The organism is Streptomyces sp. WAC00040 (assembly GCF_056835925.1).
Map to the genome: position 1 here is coordinate 753,177 of NZ_JAKQZE010000004.1, position 18,029 is coordinate 771,205.

Annotated in this window: 18 protein-coding genes; 10 read left to right on the plus strand and 8 right to left on the minus strand. The window is 70.4% G+C overall.

What is annotated here, in order from left to right; genetic code table 11:
* Positions 1 to 315: 315 nt before the first annotated feature.
* Positions 316 to 1,065 carry an SDR family oxidoreductase gene (locus MDN94_RS34020; protein WP_482729666.1) on the minus strand — a complete coding sequence of 250 codons (750 nt, stop codon included), beginning with the start codon at positions 1,063 to 1,065 and terminating at the stop codon, positions 316 to 318.
* Between the two features lie 196 nt (positions 1,066 to 1,261).
* On the opposite strand from MDN94_RS34020, the gene MDN94_RS34025 reads away from it, so the two are divergent.
* A complete protein-coding gene (locus MDN94_RS34025; protein WP_482729667.1) occupies positions 1,262 to 1,807 on the plus strand; it encodes a flavodoxin domain-containing protein in 546 nt (181 codons plus the stop codon).
* A 58-nt stretch (positions 1,808 to 1,865) separates the two neighbouring features.
* On the plus strand, positions 1,866 to 2,312 hold the full coding sequence (locus MDN94_RS34030) for a universal stress protein (protein WP_482729668.1): 447 nt from the start codon (positions 1,866 to 1,868) through the stop codon (positions 2,310 to 2,312).
* Positions 2,313 to 2,328: 16 nt separating this feature from the next.
* On the opposite strand, the gene MDN94_RS34035 is transcribed toward MDN94_RS34030, so the two are convergent.
* The 3 genes from MDN94_RS34035 to MDN94_RS34045 form a co-directional block, all read right to left on the minus strand.
* Positions 2,329 to 3,003: a CBS domain-containing protein gene (locus tag MDN94_RS34035; protein ID WP_482729669.1), complete on the minus strand. Its 675-nt coding sequence runs from the start codon at positions 3,001 to 3,003 to the stop codon at positions 2,329 to 2,331.
* 133 nt (positions 3,004 to 3,136) lie between these two features.
* Positions 3,137 to 4,009, minus strand: a complete 873-nt coding sequence (locus MDN94_RS34040; protein WP_482729670.1) for a universal stress protein — start codon at positions 4,007 to 4,009, stop codon at positions 3,137 to 3,139.
* A 210-nt stretch (positions 4,010 to 4,219) separates the two neighbouring features.
* The gene (locus tag MDN94_RS34045; RefSeq protein ID WP_482729671.1) at positions 4,220 to 5,119 is read right to left on the minus strand and encodes a universal stress protein; all 900 of its coding nucleotides are present in this window, start codon (positions 5,117 to 5,119) and stop codon (positions 4,220 to 4,222) included.
* A gap of 645 nt (positions 5,120 to 5,764) precedes the next feature.
* Between MDN94_RS34045 and MDN94_RS34050 the strand changes: the two genes are divergently transcribed.
* Positions 5,765 to 5,968 (plus strand): cold-shock protein, encoded by a 204-nt coding sequence (locus MDN94_RS34050; protein WP_482729672.1) that lies wholly within the window; start codon positions 5,765 to 5,767, stop codon positions 5,966 to 5,968.
* A gap of 465 nt (positions 5,969 to 6,433) precedes the next feature.
* Here the strand turns inward: MDN94_RS34050 and MDN94_RS34055 are convergent, their stop codons facing one another.
* Positions 6,434 to 7,012: a TetR/AcrR family transcriptional regulator gene (locus MDN94_RS34055; RefSeq protein ID WP_482729673.1), complete on the minus strand. Its 579-nt coding sequence runs from the start codon at positions 7,010 to 7,012 to the stop codon at positions 6,434 to 6,436.
* A gap of 181 nt (positions 7,013 to 7,193) precedes the next feature.
* Between MDN94_RS34055 and MDN94_RS34060 the strand changes: the two genes are divergently transcribed.
* Together MDN94_RS34060 and MDN94_RS34065 are read left to right on the plus strand one after the other, a co-directional pair.
* Positions 7,194 to 7,988, plus strand: a complete 795-nt coding sequence (locus MDN94_RS34060) for an SDR family NAD(P)-dependent oxidoreductase (protein WP_482729674.1) — start codon at positions 7,194 to 7,196, stop codon at positions 7,986 to 7,988.
* A 196-nt stretch (positions 7,989 to 8,184) separates the two neighbouring features.
* A complete protein-coding gene (locus MDN94_RS34065) occupies positions 8,185 to 8,673 on the plus strand; it encodes a VOC family protein (RefSeq protein ID WP_482729675.1) in 489 nt (162 codons plus the stop codon).
* Positions 8,674 to 9,442: 769 nt separating this feature from the next.
* On the opposite strand, the gene MDN94_RS34070 is transcribed toward MDN94_RS34065, so the two are convergent.
* Positions 9,443 to 9,904 carry a MarR family winged helix-turn-helix transcriptional regulator gene (locus MDN94_RS34070; RefSeq protein ID WP_482729676.1) on the minus strand — a complete coding sequence of 154 codons (462 nt, stop codon included), beginning with the start codon at positions 9,902 to 9,904 and terminating at the stop codon, positions 9,443 to 9,445.
* 80 nt (positions 9,905 to 9,984) lie between these two features.
* On the opposite strand from MDN94_RS34070, the gene MDN94_RS34075 reads away from it, so the two are divergent.
* The 4 genes from MDN94_RS34075 to MDN94_RS34090 all read left to right on the plus strand — a co-directional run bounded on the left by MDN94_RS34075 (position 9,985) and on the right by MDN94_RS34090 (position 13,920).
* Entirely contained in the window at positions 9,985 to 10,356 is a 372-nt protein-coding gene (locus MDN94_RS34075) for a VOC family protein (protein ID WP_482729677.1), read from the plus strand.
* 2 nt (positions 10,357 to 10,358) lie between these two features.
* On the plus strand, positions 10,359 to 11,429 hold the full coding sequence (locus MDN94_RS34080) for a DNA-3-methyladenine glycosylase family protein (RefSeq protein WP_482729678.1): 1,071 nt from the start codon (positions 10,359 to 10,361) through the stop codon (positions 11,427 to 11,429).
* A gap of 344 nt (positions 11,430 to 11,773) precedes the next feature.
* On the plus strand, positions 11,774 to 12,343 hold the full coding sequence (locus MDN94_RS34085) for a hypothetical protein (RefSeq protein ID WP_482729679.1): 570 nt from the start codon (positions 11,774 to 11,776) through the stop codon (positions 12,341 to 12,343).
* Positions 12,316 to 13,920: an FAD-dependent monooxygenase gene (locus MDN94_RS34090; protein ID WP_482729680.1), complete on the plus strand. Its 1,605-nt coding sequence runs from the start codon at positions 12,316 to 12,318 to the stop codon at positions 13,918 to 13,920. Before MDN94_RS34085 ends, MDN94_RS34090 begins: the two co-directional genes overlap by 28 nt.
* A 354-nt stretch (positions 13,921 to 14,274) precedes the next feature.
* Here the strand turns inward: MDN94_RS34090 and MDN94_RS34095 are convergent, their stop codons facing one another.
* Together MDN94_RS34095 and MDN94_RS34100 are read right to left on the minus strand one after the other, a co-directional pair.
* Positions 14,275 to 15,453, minus strand: a complete 1,179-nt coding sequence (locus MDN94_RS34095; protein ID WP_482729681.1) for an acyl-CoA dehydrogenase family protein — start codon at positions 15,451 to 15,453, stop codon at positions 14,275 to 14,277.
* Positions 15,454 to 15,547: 94 nt separating this feature from the next.
* On the minus strand, positions 15,548 to 16,732 hold the full coding sequence (locus tag MDN94_RS34100; RefSeq protein ID WP_482729682.1) for a serine hydrolase domain-containing protein: 1,185 nt from the start codon (positions 16,730 to 16,732) through the stop codon (positions 15,548 to 15,550).
* Positions 16,733 to 16,876: 144 nt separating this feature from the next.
* Between MDN94_RS34100 and MDN94_RS34105 the strand changes: the two genes are divergently transcribed.
* Positions 16,877 to 17,962, plus strand: a complete 1,086-nt coding sequence (locus MDN94_RS34105; protein WP_482729683.1) for an enoyl-CoA hydratase/isomerase family protein — start codon at positions 16,877 to 16,879, stop codon at positions 17,960 to 17,962.
* Positions 17,963 to 18,029: the final 67 nt, after the last annotated feature.

Consider the following 18,029-nt stretch of genomic DNA (forward strand, 5'->3'; position numbering starts at 1 on the left):
ACCGCTCCCATCCGCACGGACGTCAACGCACACGCCCGCCGCGACGGACTCCAGCCGTCCGAGCTCATGGAGCATTTGAGGGGCAACCCCTCATGGGTAGGGAACGGTGTCGTCGCATCGCAAGCCCCGGCTCATCCGCCTGGATGGGCCATGTGGCCTGAAGGGGCCGCGCGCCCCCGGCGACGTCCTCGGGCGTGTCGGCATTGGCCCGTACCTCCAGGAGCCGAGCCTCGTCCGCTTGTCCGATGGCCGGGGCACATCACGTAGGACCCGGTGTGCCGCCCTGCTCGCCGGGCGGCTGCATGTGCCCCGCAGTCAGTCCCCGGTACCCGCCAGAATCATGCTTCCGGTCGTCGCGCCACCGTCGATCACGAACTCCGACCCGGTGGAGTACGTCGCGTCTGCCGCCAGGAACAGCGCCATGGCGGCCACCTCTTCCGGTGTGCCGAAGCGCGGAATCGGCTGGTCGGCGACGATCGCGGGATCAACGCTCGCGGTCATGGGCGTCGCGATCGGTCCTGGGTGGATGGAGAACACACGGATCCCGGATGCGGCCAACTCCAAGGCGGCCGTCTTCGTCAGACCTCGCAGACCCCACTTGCTGGCCACGTACGCGCCGAGGTCGGCGTAGCCCATGAGGCCCGCTGTGGACGACACGTTGACAACCGCACCGCCGCCCGCCCGCCTCATCGACGCTGCGGTGGCGCGCATGCCGAGCCAGGGGCCGTAGAGGTTGATGTCGATCACGCGCCGGAACATCTGCGGTTCCGTGGCTTCCATGGAGCCGAACTCGACCACACCCGCGTTGTTGACGAGCACCGACACCGGGCCGAACGCACGCTCGGTCTCGGCCACCGCAGCTGACCAGTCCGCGGCGCTCGTCACGTCCAGGCTGCGGAATCGAGCTGCTTCTCCCACCGCCATGCGGAGGGCCTCGCCCTCTTCTTCCAGCACATCAGTGATCATGACAAGCGCGCCCTCATCCGCATACGCGCGGACGACAGCTGCGCCGATGCCACGTGCACCGCCGGTCACCAGAGCCGTCTTGCCGGTCAGTCGATTCATGATGACCTCCTCCACATCGATGAGGCCGCTGGTTTCTCACTTCGACTCTCACACCCGGGGGCCCCGCTCACCAGGGGGAACGGCCCTGGAGGGCGGCCGAACGGGCTCTTCGCGCGATGCGCCACCCGTCCCTCGAGGGGCGACACCCGGGCGGGCCGCCATGGCAGGCGCAGACTGGAGGCACGGAGGAGGTGCCATGGCTTCCGTACGGATCGTCGTCGCGTCGGAACATCACTCGACAAAGGAGATCGCCGACCGGGTCGGGACCCGGCTGAGCGAACGTGGCCATGAAGTTGAGGTGCACGCGCTGTGTCCCGGCGAGACATGGTTCCCGCCGGTCGGCCCCCTAGTGATCGGCAGCGCCGTTCACGACGGTGCCTGGCTGCCGGAGGCCGAGCACTTCGTCAGGAAATACGCCGAGGAACTGGCCAGCCGGCCTGTGTGGATGTACAGCGTGGGCATGACCGCCGCACTGCCTCGACCCTTGCGTGCGCTTGCCGCGCGAGCCGAGCAGCCGCACATCGCGCGGCTCGTCGATCTCGTCCACCCCCGCGAGCACCATCGCTTCTCCGGTGTGATCCGGCGCGGGCACCTGAGCCGGAAGGGGGCCCTGCTGTTCCGCCTGCTCGGCTGCCGTTACGGGGATCACCGGGATCGGGCGGAAATCGATGCGTGGGCGGCCGGCATCAGCCGGGCGCTGGAAGTGCGCCCTGACCGGAGAGAGCAGTCCGGGTTGGCGTAAAGCATGCGAAGCGGGCAGCGTGGACCGGGGGACGGGCCCGGTGAGAGGTGAGATCGTTATGGACCGCAGTGAAGCAGCCCCCCGCATCGTTGTAGGGGTCGACGGTTCCGCGTCGTCGCAGGAAGCCCTGCGATGGGCAGCCCGGCAGGCCGAACTCGTCAGCGGCGTGGTGGAGGCCGTCTGCGCATGGGAGACGCCGTCGGAGTCCGGTTGGGCCGGACCGGCGACGGAACCAGGTTTCGATCTGGAGCAGGCCCGCAGCGGCTTCACCGAGGAGATCCAGGCGGTCTTCCAGGATGACAAACCGGTAGAGGTCCGGGAAATGCTGGTCCGAGGTGACCCCTCCGAAGTCCTGGTGCGTGCCTCCGAAGGAGCCGAGCTGCTTGTGATCGGCAGCAGAGGCCGCGGTGGTTTCGGTCGGGCCATGCTGGGCTCCGTCAGTCAGCGCTGTGCTCAGCACGCCGCGTGCCCGGTGGTCATCGTGCGCCCGGCGGGCGACAGGTGAGGCTCGCTCGGGCGGGTCACAGGTGCTCGGTAACGTCGAGCGCGGTGGGCGCGACGAGGTCGCAGCGTACGTCGACAACCCCTTCGACCGCGCGTATCAGGCGCTCCGCAACCGGGATCAGCGAGGCGTCCCGGACGGTGCCTGTGATCGTCACGCATCCCCTGTCGACGTCCACCTGGATCCCTGCGCGCGAGACCGGGAAGAAGCGGTCGACCACCTCGTGCTTCACCTCTTCGGCGAGGTCCTCGTCCGCCCGGAGAAAGACCTTGAGCAGGTCGGACCGGCTGACGATGCCCTTCAGGAATCCCCGCTCGTCGACAACCGGCAGACGCTTCACCTGGTGCTGTGCCATCAGGCGGGCCGCTCGGGGCAGCGCGGCGTCGGCGGGAACGGTGATCGCGGGAGCCGACATCAGATCCCGCGCGGTGACCGCCCCGGCCTTGGCGTAGTCCGCCAGGCGCTCCTTCTGGCCGATCAGCGTGGGCTCGGTGTCGCGCAGCTCCTCCTTGGTCAGGAGATCCGCCTCGGACACGACTCCTACGACGCGCCGCTCGCTCTCCAGAACGGGCACCGCGGTGACCTGCCACTGCTTCATGGCGGTCACGATCTCCTTGAACGTGGCGTCCAACTCCACAGCGACGACGGTCGAGGTCATCACGTCGCTGACGGTGTGCGGCGTTCGGCGATTCACGGCACGTTCCCTCCGGGAGTGCATCGGCTCTGCGCAAGGACGCAGATCCCTTCACTGTCAGCCTGTGCCACGTCCACGGCACCCGACAGGGTCGAGCGGCCCCGCCGTACGGCCCTGCCATCCAGGCGACGTGTCACGAGCCCGGCACCACCGCGACGGGACAGGACGCGTGGTGCAGGACGGTGTGCCCCACCCTTCCCACTTGCATGCCGAAATGGCTGTGCCGACGACGTGCACCGACGACCAGCAGGTCGGCCGTCGCCGACCTCTCGAGCAGAACTTTCCGCGCCGGTCCCTCGACCGTGGCTCGCTTCACGCGGACGTCCGGATGTGCCTGCACGGCCGCCTCGAGTGCCTCGTCGAGCAGGGCCGAGGCCCGGTCCTCGTGGTAGCGATCGGGATCTCCGGCAAGGAGCGGGTGGTCCGTCGTCTCGTGGGCCGGGCAGCGCCAGGCGCGGACCACGTCCAGGGTGCATCCCCTCAGTTCCGCCTCCCGGAAGGCGAACCGGACCGCTGGCGAGTCGACGTCGGCATCACCGACGCCGAGCGTGATGCGATCGTGCGTGCCCGCCAGTCCCGCCTTGTCGCCTCGCACCACGATGACAGGGCAGTGGGCACCGGCGGCCACAGCGAGGCTGACCGAGCCCAGCAGCAGTCCTGCGATGTTGCCACGGCCTCGTGACCCGGTGACCAGTGCGAAGGCATGCCGCCCTTCTCTCAGCAGGGCGCCCACCGTGTCCTCAGGAAGGACATCGGTGACGACCTTGACGTCAGGCGTACGGCGCCTGACGCGCTCTGCCGCGGTTCCCACGATGTTGTCGGCGAGCACCTGCCCGTCGCGACGGTGGAGGTCGGTCGCCAGGGCGGCGCCTTCGTAACGCTGCCACAAGGACGCGTACACCAGGCGTAGCGGTAGACCATGGCGAAGGGCCTCGTCCGCTGCCCAATCGGTCGCCACGAAACTGGACTCGGAACCGTCCACGCCTACAACCAGGGGCGACTCCATCGTCCCCACCGCCTTTCACCGAAGGGTCAGAAGGTCTCTTTTCACCGTCACACGCAGTACGTGCCCGTTCCCAGGGCCGGTCGGGCCACTACTGATACCCGTACGGCCCCAGGGTCCTCGTCCCTTCGTCGGCGCACTCCGGAGGCGGGCACTTGCCAGGAGGGTCGGCCGATGACGAGTACCGAAGCCTCCACGCACGCGCTGCTCCCCCTAGAGGGCGTGCGGCACCACAGCCACAGGACAGGACACATGGTGGATCATCGCGTGCGTCACAGGACCGATGCGCTCACCGGCCGAGGCGCGGTGACCGACGACGAGGAGGCTCGCGTCCTCTGCGGCGAGGAGCAGGCAATGGGCGGCGCGTTCCTCGGCGAGCCGCTCGGTGACCGGCACCTCTGGATACTCCTCGCGCCACCGGTGCAGTACCGCGGCCAGGGACAGCCGCATCTCGTTCCGCATGGTGCCGTCCTCGGCGGTCGGCATGGGGTCGTGTGCCCGACTGTAGGCCTGCGAAGCACGCGTCCTCCACGCGTGTACGGCCGTCAGTGACGTCGCCCTCGCCTTGGCTGCCTCGAAGGCGAACGACAGCAGTTCCTCCCCCGGGTGCTCGAGATCGATCCCCAGGACCACGGGTCGGAAAGCCGTCCCCGCGGCGGCCTCCATCGTGGAGACGTGGGTATGTTCGTCCTCCGAACGCTCACCGGCGCGGACGAGTACAACCGGGCCTCGTGCCTGGGCGGTGACGTCCAGGGCCACGGAGCCGATCATGAAGCCCGCAAGGCTGGTGAACCCTCGCGATCCGAGGGCGAGCAAACTGGAGGCCTCCGCCGCGGCCACAAGGGCTGTCACCGGCGCGTCGGCCGTCCGATGGGGAACGACGTTCAGACCGGGGTGGTCGGCAAGGAGCCTCCTGGCTGTGAAGTCCAGTGCTCGGTTCACGCGCTCGGCAGGTACGTCGACCTCGGGCAGGTGCGTGCGGGGAGTCGGTTCGTAGCCCGCCTGGAGCAAGGTCAGAGGCAGTCCTCGAAGTGTCGCCTCACGAGCCGCCCAGTCGGCAGCCGCGTTGCTCTCGGCGGAGCCGTCTATGCCTACGGTGACCGTGTTCTGCATGATGCACCCTTCGGTGTGAACGAAACGTCGCCGCCGGACCTCGGGACCGTGAGGGGACCGGCACACGAGGTGTGGCTGTCGGATCGCGCAGCGCCCGCAGAGGCAGGGGCACAGAGTAGAGGCAGTGCGGATCACAGCAGGCGGCGGAAGGAGTCCCATCCGCTTCTCGCGGATCCTGATTGCGCGGTGCGCGGTTCACGGACCGCTTCTCCACGTCTGCACCAGGACTCCTTCCGTCATTTACAGGCAACCACCGCCCGCGGCCGGCCGCTAGACCAGGCCGTTTCGTTCGGATCATCGGGCGGACCCGAGGAAGATGCCCGCGATGTGGAATCCGGCCGGGTGGATGGTGGCGGTCTTCTCGTAGCGGGTGGCGATTCCGCGCCACGGCACTGGTGGAGCGGGCCTGACCGTGCACGTCGGCCGCCCGCGAAGACCCGCTCAAGCGATTGCGGAACAGCCGAAAGCCCTGCCCTGCCCGGCTCGATCCTGAGCCGGGCAGAAGGCTCTGCTCAGGATCGCAAACATGCACCTCACTCAGACGTGTTGGCGTGTCGGCCGCTCAGGAAACCGGGCAACCGTGACGATCGCTTGGCAACGCCCGACGCGGGCCTTCTCCCGCCCCGCACGAAGGAGATCAGCACGATGGCTACCGGCACGGTGAAGTGGTTCAACCCGGAGAAGGGCTTCGGCTTCATTGCCCAGGACAGCGGCGGCCCGGACGTGTTCGTCCACTACTCGGCCATCAGCGCGACCGGATTCCGCGAGCTCACCGAGGGGCAGAAGGTGCAATTCGAGGTCACCCAAGGACCGAAGGGGCCCCAGGCCGAGAACGTCACTCCCGCCTGACCACTCCTGCGCCGACGCCCCGCGATTCAGCAACGCGGGGCGCCCGCACGGCCCGCGCGTGGCCGTCAGCGGCCGGTCCGCCGGCTTACCCGCGCACGAGATCACATCCCACCTGGGAGGCGCCCACGGTCCTGCCCCTCAGACGGAGGCAGGGCCACGCGCCGGCCGGCATACGCGTCGTCCAGGAGCTTCTGCGCCGTCTGCCCTCGCACGGCGCTCGGTGCACGGCCTGTTCGACCCAGGCGTGCAGGGCCGGGGCGCGTGCGGCTCCCGTCTTCCGGACGATGATCTTTCCCTCATGGAGGATCAGCGACGCGGTAAGGCGTGGACATCGATCGAGGCTGTCCCGCTGTTCCCAGCGGGCAGAGGCTGCAACTCCCCCGTCCGGCTACTGCCTCGAGCTGCCGCCCCTGGTCGAACCGGCTGGGTCCCGCCTCTCGTACGGGCCTGTGCCGGTCGGCAGGCTCAGTGGGTGGTGGGCAGCCGCGCGTCGAGGAGTTGCTCGGCCAGCTGGATCATATGGTCACCGGGGGCGTCGGTCCCCAGCGCGGCCGCCAGGACCTGTGCGCCGTCGAGGATGACCAGGAGCTTGCCGGCCGTGTCCTCGGGATCCGGGTCGCCGGCCTCGCGAAGCTGGTCGCGCATCCAGGCCTGCACTTCGGTCTTGTGCGCGACAGCGGCAGCGTGGGCCGGATGGTCCGTGTCGGGGAACTCGCTCGTGATGTTGAGGGTGGCGCAGCCGCGGTAGCCCGGGACGGCCATGTCCTCGCGGGTGAGGTCGAAGAGGGCCCTGATCCTCCCGCGGGCGTCGAGCGCGGTGGCGGATTCGCGCAGGCGCTTCCACCAGTGCTCGTTGCGTGTGACGAGGTAGGCGGTGACCAGCTCGTCCTTGGTCGCGAACTGGCGGTAGAGCGTGGCGTTGGCCACGCCGGCGGTACTGATCACCAGATCCATGCCGACCGCGCGGACACCCCGGCCGTAGAAGAGTTCACCGGCGACCTCCAGGATGTGCCGTCGTGTCTCCTCCGGCGAACGTCGTGCCACGGGGGACCTCCTCGGGATGAAGGTTCGGTACTGGCCGCCCTCATTATGAGACAGAACGTTCTCACTGGCAAGGCTTGACAAGAGAGAACGTTCCGTCTCATTCTCAGTGAGAACGTTCCGTCTCAGACGGACGGCTCGACGGGATTCTCTGCCCGTCGCCGGACTATCGAGGGAAGACAGCATGCACATCGACTTCACCGGCCGAACTGCTTTGATCACCGGTTCGACGCTGGGCATCGGCCTGGGCACCGCCGAGGCGTTCGCTCGCGCCGGAGCCCGCACCGTCCTCAACGGCCGCGACGAGGCCCGCCTCGAGGCAGCGGCCGACGGCATCCGTGAGCGTGTGCCCGGCGCCGACATCGTGACCGTGGCCGCCGACGTGTCCACGGCCGAGGGCGCTCAGGCGCTCTTGGCAGCGGTGCCCGAGGTGGACGTCCTGGTCAACAACACCGGCATCTTCGCCTCCACCCCGGTCCTGGAGATCCAGGACGAGGAGTGGCGTCGCTTCTTCGAGGTCAATGTCCTCAGCGGCGTACGGCTGGCTCGCCACTACATGCCCGGAATGATGGAGCGCGGCTTCGGCCGCATCGTGTTCGTCTCCAGCGAGACGGCCATCGACACCCCCCTGGACATGGTCCACTACGGCGTGACCAAGACCGCCCTGTTGGCGGTGGCCAGCGGCCTGGCCAAGGCCGCGGCCGGCACCGGCGTCACCGTCAACTCCGTGCTGCCCGGCCCAACTCACACCGAAGGCATCGAGGAATACATCACCGCCCTCATCCCCGAGGCGGAGTCCTTCGACGCCGCGCAGCGCGAGTTCATCTCCCGCTTCCGCCCGACGTCCCTGATCCAGCGGCTGATTCGGCCTTCCGAGGTCGCCGACCTCATCCTCTTCACCAGCTCCGACCGGGCCTCGGCCACCACCGGCGCGGCACTGAAGGTCGAAGGAGGCACCCTCACCTCCCTCACCCCGTGACGCACAACGACACACCCGGTGGCTCCCGCCGCCGGGTGTGCCACCCAGGACACGCCGACCTCGGCCGGCTGCTCAATGAGGACAACGCCCGGAGCAAGGTCGTAGCGGCACTCCGCCACGGCGTCGGCGCCCCGCTGAGCGCCGCACCCACCACTCCACCCCGATGCCGACCGGGGCCTCCTGACAAGGAACGCACATGACCAGCGACGCCCTGAACCGGGGACTGGACCACATGGCCGTCCGCGCCTACGACCTCGACGCCTCGGTGGACTTCTACACCCGCGGCCTGGGGTTCCGCTTCGTCCGGGAGTGGAGTGTGCCGGGGGGAGGCGTGCACCGCGCCGTCTTCCTCGACGCGGGCGACGACCGGCTCATCGAGCTGTTCGACGCCGTCTCGACCCCGCCGGGCGGGTCGCCGCAGGCGCTGAATCCCAATGGCCGGCCCAGTGATGCCGACCGCGGCCGCGTGGCCGCAGTGGTCCACTTCGCCGTCCGTGCCGACGACGTCACCGCACTGTTCAAGCGGGCTCTCGCGGCGGGCGCCCGTCCGATGGGTGCCCCTGTGACCATCACCACCGCGGGCGATGATCCCATGACCTTCCAGGCGGCGTTCGTTTACGGGCCCAACGACGAGGTCATTGAGCTCATCGACCGGCCGAGTGCCGCGGTGAGCAGTGGTGAGTAGCCCGGTCGGCAGGCAGCGGGTTCTTGCGGCCATGTACGCGCTCCGCCCGAGGAAGTACGACGCTGTCCACTGGCTCGGGGCACGCAGGCGGCGGGGCCGCGGGGTAGCTTGATGTCCTGCTGCGGCCTGGGGGGCCGTGCGGCCCGCCACGGACCCGGGGGACCGAAACCAACGTGACACCCGCCGGCACTCACCACACGATTCCTCCGAAGTGCTGCGAGGACTGCGACCGCCAGGGCCGCCTGGTGACGCTCCGCGGCGTTCTCTCGGACGAACACGCTGAACGCCATGACGGCCCTGCGGGCGTCCGCGCATCCCGTGGCTCGTCCTTTCTCGTTGCTTCGACTGCCGCGCTGCTACCGGTGTGTGGGGCGGGTCAGGTTCTGGACGCCAATGGTGGTCAGCAGCTCGAACTGATCGGCGGTCCTGGTGCCCGGTGGTGCGGTTCAGACGGCATGCGCAGGTCGCTGCCGGGGATGGTGAGGGTGTCGCACGCCCGTGCGGTCTTCTTGCAGGCCGAACGCGACATCCTCTCCAGCACGGAGAAGCGCCTCTGTGTCACAAGGGTGCGGGAGTACGCCAACCCCGTCGTCCATGTCGGCCCTCGGCACGCGGACTCCGAAACCGACGCAACCACGAGGCCCGCTGACCGGCGCCATCCGTGCAGCTTACGCAGGGGGCACGTTCGGACGGCACCGCTTCGGGGCCCGCCTGCGGCACCGGACTCCTCGCGGGCGCGCCTGGAGCCGGCCCCGCCGAAGTGCGTTGCTTACTCGCCGAGGGCCTCGGCCATCGCGTCGAGGTCTTTGAGGAGAGCGGTCAGGCGATTGCCCGGAATGGCGCTGATCATGCGTTCCTCGATGGCATAGACGGCGGCGCGGGCGGTGTGCAGGCGCTGCCGTCCCGCCGGGGTGAGGTGGACCGGCAGAGCACGGCCTTGATCGGTCGTGGCGGGCCGGGTGATGAAACCGGCTTCTTTGAGGCCGCGCAGGACGACGTTGGCGGACTGGCGGGTGACGAAGGTGCCGCGGGCCAGGTCGGCGTTGGACAGGCCCGGCCGCTGGTCGAGGAGTTCGAGGCAGGAGTACTGCGGGACGGTGAGGTCGTGTGCGCGCAGGGCCTTGTCCATGGCCGTGCGCAGGGCGGCGGAGGCGCGTTTGAGGCGGTATCCCACGTGCTCGGTGACGTCCTCGGCCGGGTGGGGCGGCGGAGCGGGTGCACGATCTTCCATGTCAGCATTTTGACATATGCGAGAGGTGGAACCTACAGTCGCTATGTCAAAGTCCTGACATCAACGTTCCGGGAGGAACCATGCCCGCCACTGTCGACGGCCCCGACTTCATAGCCCTGCAGGTGAAGGACGTTCAGGCCGCAGCGGCCTTCTTCGAGGAGCACCTCGGCATGCGCCGTGCCCCGGCTTCGCCGCCCGGCGCGGTGGTCTTCGCCAGCAGCCCCATCCCGTTCGCCGTCCGCGAGCCGCTCCCGGGCATCGACCCGGGCGGCGAGGCCCGTCCGGGCCTGGGGGTCGCGCTGTGGCTGCGGACCACCAACGCCGCAGAGCTGCACGAGCAACTGCTGGACGCCGGGGTCCCGGACGTCACCGCCCTGCAGGACAGCCCCTTCGGCCCCACGTTCACCTTCAGCGGCCCCGAGGGCTACCGGCTCACCGTCCACGGAGTCTGACCATGGCCGTCGTCGTCTTCACTCCCCGCGGCCCGTTCTCACTCGCAGCCGGCCTCGGCTTCCTGAAGGGCTTCACCCCGGCCCCGTACCGAAGCGGGCAGGACCGCACTCTCCGGCTGGCCTTTCCCTCGGCCGACGGCTGCTTCACCGTCACCGCCGCGGTGCAGCAGGACGAAACGACGACGGCCGCGCCGGCCGGCGCGGTGCGGGCCGAGGTCACGCTCCACTCCACCGGCGCCCACGGCGCCACACCGGCCTCTCCCGTGGTCGGCGACGGCTTCGGCGAGGCCGCTGCCGACGTGGCCCGGATCCTCTCTCTCGACGTGGACGCCACCCGCTTCCTCGCGCTCGGATCCACCGACCCGGTGGTCGCCGAACTGGTGGACGAGTTCCCCGGCCTACGGCCGGTCTGTTTCAACTCCCCCTATGAGGCAGCGGCATGGGCGGTCATCGGCAACCGGGTCCGTATGAGCCACGCCGCCGCCGTCAAGCGCCTGCTCGCCCAACGGCACGGCCACCGAGTCGCGGTCGCCGGCCAAGAGCTGTCCGCGTTTCCCGCCCCGCCGGTCCTACGGGAGATCACGAGCTTCCCCGGCCTGACGCAGGAGAAGATCCGGCGGCTGCACGCAGTGGCCGAAGCCGCGATCGCCGGCGAACTGGACCCCGCCCGCCTGCGGGCGCTGCCGGCCCAGGACGCCCTCGCCGCGCTGCAGGAATTGCCCGGCATCGGGCCGTTCTCCGCCGAACTCATCCTCATCCGCGGCGCCGGCCACCCCGACCACTTCCCCCGCCACGAACCCCGCCTGCACGCCGCCATGGCCCACGCCTACACACTCGAAGGCCGAGCGGCCGGTGTCCCGGCGCTGGCCCGGATCGCCGAGCGGTGGACGCCCTACCGCAGCTGGGTCGCACTCCTCCTGCGCGCCCACGCCGACGCCGACATCGCGGCCACCCGCTCCACCCGGCACGGCACAACGCAGCACCGACCTGGCCGTGTCCGCGGATCTTGGCCCCCGCCACTCTGCTCAATGAGCCATTCCAGAATGAGCAGCGTCGCGTCCTCGACGCCCTGATCCGGATCCGGCTCGGGCCGTCCGAACCTCCTGTGGCGGGAGGCCACCCGCAGTGCCGTCCTGGCCTTCGCCACCGCCGTCGGCCCGGCGGCCGTCGCGCTCCTCCAGTGGTGGCACCCGCTGACCGCCCGGGTGACGGTCCTCGTGGCCGCCGGGCACTCCCATGAGTCGCGCTTCCACCCCGCAGTCGGCGCGCGGCACGATCCCGTCCGAGCCGCCCGCGCCGAGCCGTCGACGGCGGCTCGGCGCGACGCCGACGCGACCGAACCGCTCGTGGGTTCGCGCGACGTGGCACGTTCCCTCATCGTGGTTGTAAGGCCGGTCCCCCTCGGGAGGAGGCCACCGTGAGCGAACAAGGGCCGCTCGCCCCTCTGGAGGCATGGCGCGCTGTCGCCGTATGCTTCCTCGCCTCCTGGATGTTCCTCGCCCGGCGCCTGGTCCATCTGTCGATTGACCGGGTGGGAACGCGTATCCGCCTCGCCGACGGCACCTCGGCCCGGGTTTACCGGGAGACCCGCCTCGGCAGCGGCCTGGCGAAGGATCCGTGCACGCTGGTGGTCGTCTTCCGGCTGCGCCTGGTCCGCGGTCCCGGACACGCACTGTTCCGGGCGGAGAGCCTGTTGAACACCCCGCTGTTCGTGGGCTTCCCGGGCTTCGCCTCGAAGTTGTGGCTGCCCCATGACGAGCACGGCCGTTACCGCGGCTTGTACGAGTGGGACGACCCGCAGCGCGCCGAGCACTACGCACGTTCTCTGTGGCGGGTACTTGCCCTGGTCAGTGTGCCCGGCTCCATTGCCTACACCGTACTGCCCGGACTGCGCCGCGACGATGTCCTCGCGGACCCCGGTCCGGTCGAGGGTGCGGCGCGGGACGATCCCTCGGACTGGTGGCGTCCGACAGCCGAAACGCGATGATGACGGTGGACGTCCTGATCGTCGGGGCGGGGCCGACCGGCCTGACCCTGGCACTGGAGGCGCATGACCACGGGGCACGGGTCCGGGTTGTCGAGCGTCGGCCCGAGCCCTTCCGGCCCTCCCGCGCCCTCATCCTGCATCCACGCACCCTGGAAGTTCTGCGCCCCCTCGGAGTCACCGACGCCGTGCTGCAACGCGCGGACACCGCCCCGGCGGCCGTTCTCCGTCTCGGCTCCCGCGTCGTCGAAGCTAGGCTGGCCGATTTCGCGCTGCCCGAGACGGCGTTCCCTCATCTGTCCCTCATCCGGCAAACGGACGTCGAAGAAGTGCTGACTCGGGCGCTCGCCGACCGCGGGGTGCGCGTGGAACGGGGCACTGAGCTGATCGCTGCCCGCGACGACGGACACGACGCGTCGGCCGTCCTGCGATCGCCGCGCGGCACGGAAGAGATCAGCTGTCCTTTCGTCGTCGGCTGTGACGGGCCCGCCAGTACCGTGCGGGCCTTTGCCGGCATCGGCTGGCACGGCAGACCGTACGCCGTGGAGGTGATCCTCGCCGACCTCGACCTTGCGGGTGCCGCGGGTCGCGCCGGTCCTTCCGGTGCTCAAGTGTTCGCGGGGCGTGATGGGCTGGTGTTCCTCTTCCCGCTCGGAGAGCAGGCCGCCTGGCGGCTGCTGGCCACGCGGGCGGCCGCCGGCGAACCCGGGCGGGACTTCGGTCAGCCCGGCGCCGCCGTACCGCAAGCCGAGCTCCAGCGGCTTCTGAGCGACGCGGGATTGCCGGCGCGGATCGAGCGCCTGGCCTGGTCCGCGCGGGTCCCGCTGCGGTGCGGTCTCGCGCGGCGGTTCCGTCAGGGGCGGCTCTTCCTCGCGGGGGACGCGGCCCACAACTACTCGCCTGCCACCGGCCAGGGCATGAACGCCGGCATTCAGGATGCGGTGAACCTCGGCTGGAAACTGGGCTTGGCGGCGGGCCACGCCGAGGGCGAGCCCGATGATGACGTGCTGCTGGACTCCTACGACCAGGAGCGCAGACCGGCTGCCCACCACCGGATCCTCCTTACGCATGTGGCGTTCTGGGCGGAGGCGTCGACCGGGCGGATCCCCTCTTGGCTGCGCGGAGTGGCCGCCCCGCGAGCAGCCCCGGTCGTACCCGCCCTGCTGGACCGGCGCAGGCTGGTCGCCGATGCCGTCCGTCTCATCTCCCAGCTGCGGGTGAACTACCGGCACAGCCCTTTGTCGGTGCAGGGAACACCGCGCCTGCGGGGTGCACCCCGCCCAGGCGACCGCCTGCCGGACGCGGCCGTCAGCCTCGGAGGGGCTCCACGGCGGCTCCACCAGCTTCTGGCCGGCCCGGGTGTGCACCTGCTGTTGCAGTGCGACGCGGCTCCCCCGCCGCCGCAGGCGGTGACCGGCTCCTACGTCACCGTCCTGCGGCTGGCCAACAGCCCGGGCCGCGGTCTGGTGGCGGTCCGTCCGGACGGGCATGTCGGCTTCCAGTGCGGGACGGTCGACCCGGCCGGGCTGACCGACTGGCTGGCGCTGATCGGTGCGGCGTCTCATCCCCTCCGGGTGTGAACGCGGGCCATCCGCCTGACACAGCGAGACCGTCCTCGAGCTTGCCCACGACGCCGAGGGCCGCGGCACCCTGGACCCGGCCGTCTTCGAGTACGTGGCTCGCTGAACCGGGATCGGTTACGTCACCGCCTGCACCGCGGCCGACGGCATCCACGTGTACGCGCCTTCGGCCCTTCGCAGGCGAGACAGCAGGGCCCCGGTGAGCGACGTCGCCGGCCGTCGCACGGTGACCGACCGCGGCACGGCCACCATCGAGCACAGCGAAGTGATGCGCCGTCACCTTTGAGGAAGGTTGGTGACCTTGACGCCAACGATCCCTCTTCGGCGCCCACTACCGGTCCTCGTCCCAGCCGGTCAGCGTCGGACCCGGGGCATCCCCAGTCCGATCCACGCGATGATCTCGCGCTGGATCTCGTTGTTGCCGCCTCCGAAAGTGAAGATCACGGCCGAGCGGTAGCCGCGTTCCAGTTCGCCGGCGAGGACCGCGCCCGCCGAACCTTCCTTGAGGGGGCCCGCCGCGCCGACGATCTCCATCAGCCAGGCGTAGGCGTCGCGCCGGGCCTCCGAGCCGTAGACCTTGACCGCGGAGGCGTCCTGAGGGGTGAGGGTGCCGTCCTGGACGGCGTTCACCATCTGCCAGTTGAGCAGTTTCATGGCGTCGAGCCGCGTGTGGGTGCGGGCGAGACGGCCACGCACCCAGCCGAGGTCGATCACACGGCGGCCGTCGGTGAGCTTGGTGTCGGCGGCCCAGCGCTGGACGTCGCGCAGTGCGCGGATCGCCATGGTGCCGTGGGCGGCGAGGGTGACCCGCTCGTGGTTGAGCTGATTGGTGATCAGCCGCCAGCCCTTGTTCTCCTCCCCCACCCGGTTGGCGACGGGAACGCGCACGTTGTCGTAATAACTCGCGGTGGTGTCGTGCGAGGCGAGGGTGTTGATCAAGGTGCACGAATAGCCGGGGTCGGACGTCGGTACGAGCAGCATGGTGATGCCCTTGTGGGGCGGGGCCTCGGGGTCGGTGCGGACGGCGAGCCAGATCCAGTCGGCGGTGTCGCCGTTGGTGGTCCAGATCTTCTGTCCGTCGACGACGTACGTGTCCCCGTCCCGCACGGCACGGGTCCTGAGGGCGGCGAGGTCGGTGCCGGCGTCCGGTTCGCTGTAGCCGATGGCGAAGTCGACTTCCCCGGAGAGGATCTTCGGCAGGAAGTACGCCTTCTGCTCGTCCGTACCGAACTGCATGATCGTCGGGCCGACGGTGTTGAGTGCCATCAGCGGCAGCGGCACTCCGGCCTGGGCCGCCTCGTCGAAGAAGATGAACTGCTCCATGGGGCTCAGACCACGGCCGCCGTACTGTTCGGGCCAGCCGACGCCGAGCCAGCCGTCGGAGCCGAGCCGGCGGATCGTGCGACGGTAGAAGCGTTTCCTGGCGGTCGGCTCGGCGTACCGGGCGTAGGCGTTGTCGGGGACGATCCCCACGAAGTACCTGCGCAGTTCTGCGCGTAACTGTTCCTGCTGCGGCGTGTATTGAAGGTGCACGGCCCCTCCAGGCGTCTCGCGGTGCGCCCCTTGCGCGGCGGCGCGCACACAGTAGAACGTGTTGCAAGAATCCGGAAGGGCCGTGCCCGGCGCGCTACCGCGAGGCGTAGAGGGCTTCGACGAGGGCCATCTTGCGCGGGTCGTCCGCGATGTGCGGGCCCATGCGGTTCATCACGTACCCCATGGCCATGCCGGCTTCGGGGTCGGCGAGTCCGCAGGAGCCGCCGAAGCCGTCGTGACCGAAGGCCCGGGGGTTGGGCCCGTACGAGCCGTTCCTGCCGCTCAGCCAGAGGCCGAGGCCGGCCTCGGTGTCGTGCGCGAAGCCGGCCGCGAGGACCAGATCGCGGCAGCCGCCCTGGCCTTCGCGCACCCGTTCCGCCGCCTCCGGCGACAGCACCCGGTGCCCGTCGGACTGCTCCTGTCCGGCGAGGATGCCGTACAGCGCGGCGACCGCACGGGCGGTGCCATGACCGTTGGCGGCGGGTATCTCGGCGGCCCGCCATCCGGCGGAGTTCGCCGCACCGGCGCCGGTGGGCGGGTTGGCCAGGGCGGCGACCGCGACGGGCTCCAGCCGGGCGAATGCGGCCGCCTGTTCACTGCTCCCGGCGGCCACCGGGTGCACCAGCTCGGCGGCCCGGCCGAAGTCCCGCTCCGGCAGGCCGATGGTGAAGTCGATGCCCAGCGGTCCGGTGATCTCCTGCCGCAGGAACTCCCCCGGCAGCAGCCCGCTGACCCGGCGCACCACCTCCCCGACGAGGTGGCCGTAGGTGAGCGCGTGGTAGCCGGAGCGAGTGCCGGGCTCCCACCAGGGCTCCGTCGCGGCCAGCCGGGTACAGGTCAGTTCCCAGTCGTAGAGCTGCTCGAGCGAGTGCGGCTCACGCAATCCGGCGAGGCCCGCCCGGTGCGAGAGCAGATGGCGCACGAGGACGCCCTTCTTGCCCGCCGCCGCGAACTCGGGCCAGTAGTCGGCGACCGGCGCGTCCAGGTCGAGCAGCCCGCGGTCGGCGAGGACGTGGGCGCACAGTGCAGTCGGTCCCTTGGTCGTGGACCACACGTTCACCACGGTGTCGCTCCGCCACGGTACGGTGCGGGCGTCGTCCGCCCAGCCGCCCCACAGGTCGACGACCGTTTCACCGCCGACGAGGACGGTCACGGCGGCGCCGAGCTCACCCCGTTCGGTGAAGTTCTCCTCGAAGGCGGCGCGGACCGCCGAGAATCGCTCGTCGCAGTGGCCTTCGATCGTGAGGGGTCGCTCCGCGCTGCTGGGTCGCTCCGCCATGGCCGGCATTCCTCCGTCACCTCGTCGTGCACGTCGGAGTGAACATACCGACTGGTCGGACTGGGAGGGAAGGGGGCGTACGGGCGTTCGCCGCCGGTGAGCGAGGATGGACCCGCACGCTCCCGGCCCCGGAAGGACGACGCGATGCCCCTCGACGTTTCCGCACCGCTGCGCGAAGGCTCGGCGCCCGACGGCTCGGTGCTGCTGCGCACCGAAGGGCGCGCCGGGTACATCACGCTCAATCGCCCGAGGGCCATCAACGCGCTCACCCACACCATGGTGCGCACCGTCGACGCCGCGCTCGAAGCCTGGGAGCACGATGACGACATCGCCGTCGTGGTCGTCTCCGGCGCCGGTGAGCGAGGGCTCTGCGCCGGCGGGGACATCCGCGCCATCCACGATGACGCGCGCGCCGGCGGCCGGGCGTCGGTGGCCTTCTGGCGGGACGAGTACCGGCTCAACGCGCGGATCGCCCGCTTCACCAAGCCGTACGTGGCGCTGATGGACGGCATCGTGATGGGCGGCGGCGTCGGGGTGTCCGCGCACGGCAGCGTCCGGGTCGTCACGGAGCGCTCGGCCGTCGCCATGCCGGAGACCGGGATCGGCTTCGTGCCGGACGTCGGCGGCACCCATCTGCTGGCGCGGGCACCCGGCGAACTCGGCACCCACCTGGCGCTCACCGGTGACGCGGTCGGCGCCGGCGACGCGCTGCTGCTGGGCCTTGCCGACCACTTCGTGCCCGGCGACCGCCTCGCCGGCTTCGCCGGGTCCCTCCGGTCGGCGGATCCCGCGCAGGCGCTGCGCCGGTACGCGGCCGAAGCCCCGGCGGCGGAACTCGCCCCCCATCGCGGGTGGATCGACCACTGCTACGCCGCCGGGTCCGCCGAAGAGATCGTCGAACGGCTGTCGGACTGCGGGGAGCCCGCCGCCAAGGAAGCCGCTGAGACGATCCTGAGCAGGTCGCCCACCGCTGTGAAGGTGACCCTCGCCGCGGTGCGCCGAGCCCGTGAGCTGGGCGCGCTCGAACCGGTCCTTGAGCAGGAGTTCCGGGTCTCCTGCACGGCCCTCGCCGCGCCGGACCTGGTCGAAGGCATCCGCGCCCAGCTCATCGACAAGGACCGCGACCCGCGGTGGTCGCCAGCGCGGCTGGACGCGGTCCCCGAGAGGGACGTCGAACGGCACTTCGCCCCTCTCGCGGCGGGCGAGCCGGGCCTCGGACTCGCCAACTGACCCCGGAGACAAGGCTCTTGCCCTCCTCCTTGGCCACGGTCCGCGTCCGTCCGGGGCCACGGCCGTG

What these genes read in the sequence shown, in the direction of transcription:
- MDN94_RS34020 (WP_482729666.1), bottom strand. Translation starts at nt 1,065, where the DNA reads ATGAATCGACTGACCGGCAAGACGGCTCTGGTGACCGGCGGTGCACGT.
- MDN94_RS34070 (WP_482729676.1), bottom strand. Translation starts at nt 9,904, where the DNA reads ATGGAAGATCGTGCACCCGCTCCGCCGCCCCACCCGGCCGAGGACGTC.
- MDN94_RS34060 (WP_482729674.1), top strand. Translation starts at nt 7,194, where the DNA reads ATGCACATCGACTTCACCGGCCGAACTGCTTTGATCACCGGTTCGACG.
- MDN94_RS34025 (WP_482729667.1), top strand. Translation starts at nt 1,262, where the DNA reads ATGGCTTCCGTACGGATCGTCGTCGCGTCGGAACATCACTCGACAAAG.
- MDN94_RS34040 (WP_482729670.1), bottom strand. Translation starts at nt 4,009, where the DNA reads ATGGAGTCGCCCCTGGTTGTAGGCGTGGACGGTTCCGAGTCCAGTTTC.
- MDN94_RS34100 (WP_482729682.1), bottom strand. Translation starts at nt 16,732, where the DNA reads ATGGCGGAGCGACCCAGCAGCGCGGAGCGACCCCTCACGATCGAAGGC.
- MDN94_RS34045 (WP_482729671.1), bottom strand. Translation starts at nt 5,119, where the DNA reads ATGCAGAACACGGTCACCGTAGGCATAGACGGCTCCGCCGAGAGCAAC.
- MDN94_RS34075 (WP_482729677.1), top strand. Translation starts at nt 9,985, where the DNA reads ATGCCCGCCACTGTCGACGGCCCCGACTTCATAGCCCTGCAGGTGAAG.
- MDN94_RS34080 (WP_482729678.1), top strand. Translation starts at nt 10,359, where the DNA reads ATGGCCGTCGTCGTCTTCACTCCCCGCGGCCCGTTCTCACTCGCAGCC.
- MDN94_RS34050 (WP_482729672.1), top strand. Translation starts at nt 5,765, where the DNA reads ATGGCTACCGGCACGGTGAAGTGGTTCAACCCGGAGAAGGGCTTCGGC.
- MDN94_RS34065 (WP_482729675.1), top strand. Translation starts at nt 8,185, where the DNA reads ATGACCAGCGACGCCCTGAACCGGGGACTGGACCACATGGCCGTCCGC.
- MDN94_RS34030 (WP_482729668.1), top strand. Translation starts at nt 1,866, where the DNA reads ATGGACCGCAGTGAAGCAGCCCCCCGCATCGTTGTAGGGGTCGACGGT.
- MDN94_RS34105 (WP_482729683.1), top strand. Translation starts at nt 16,877, where the DNA reads ATGCCCCTCGACGTTTCCGCACCGCTGCGCGAAGGCTCGGCGCCCGAC.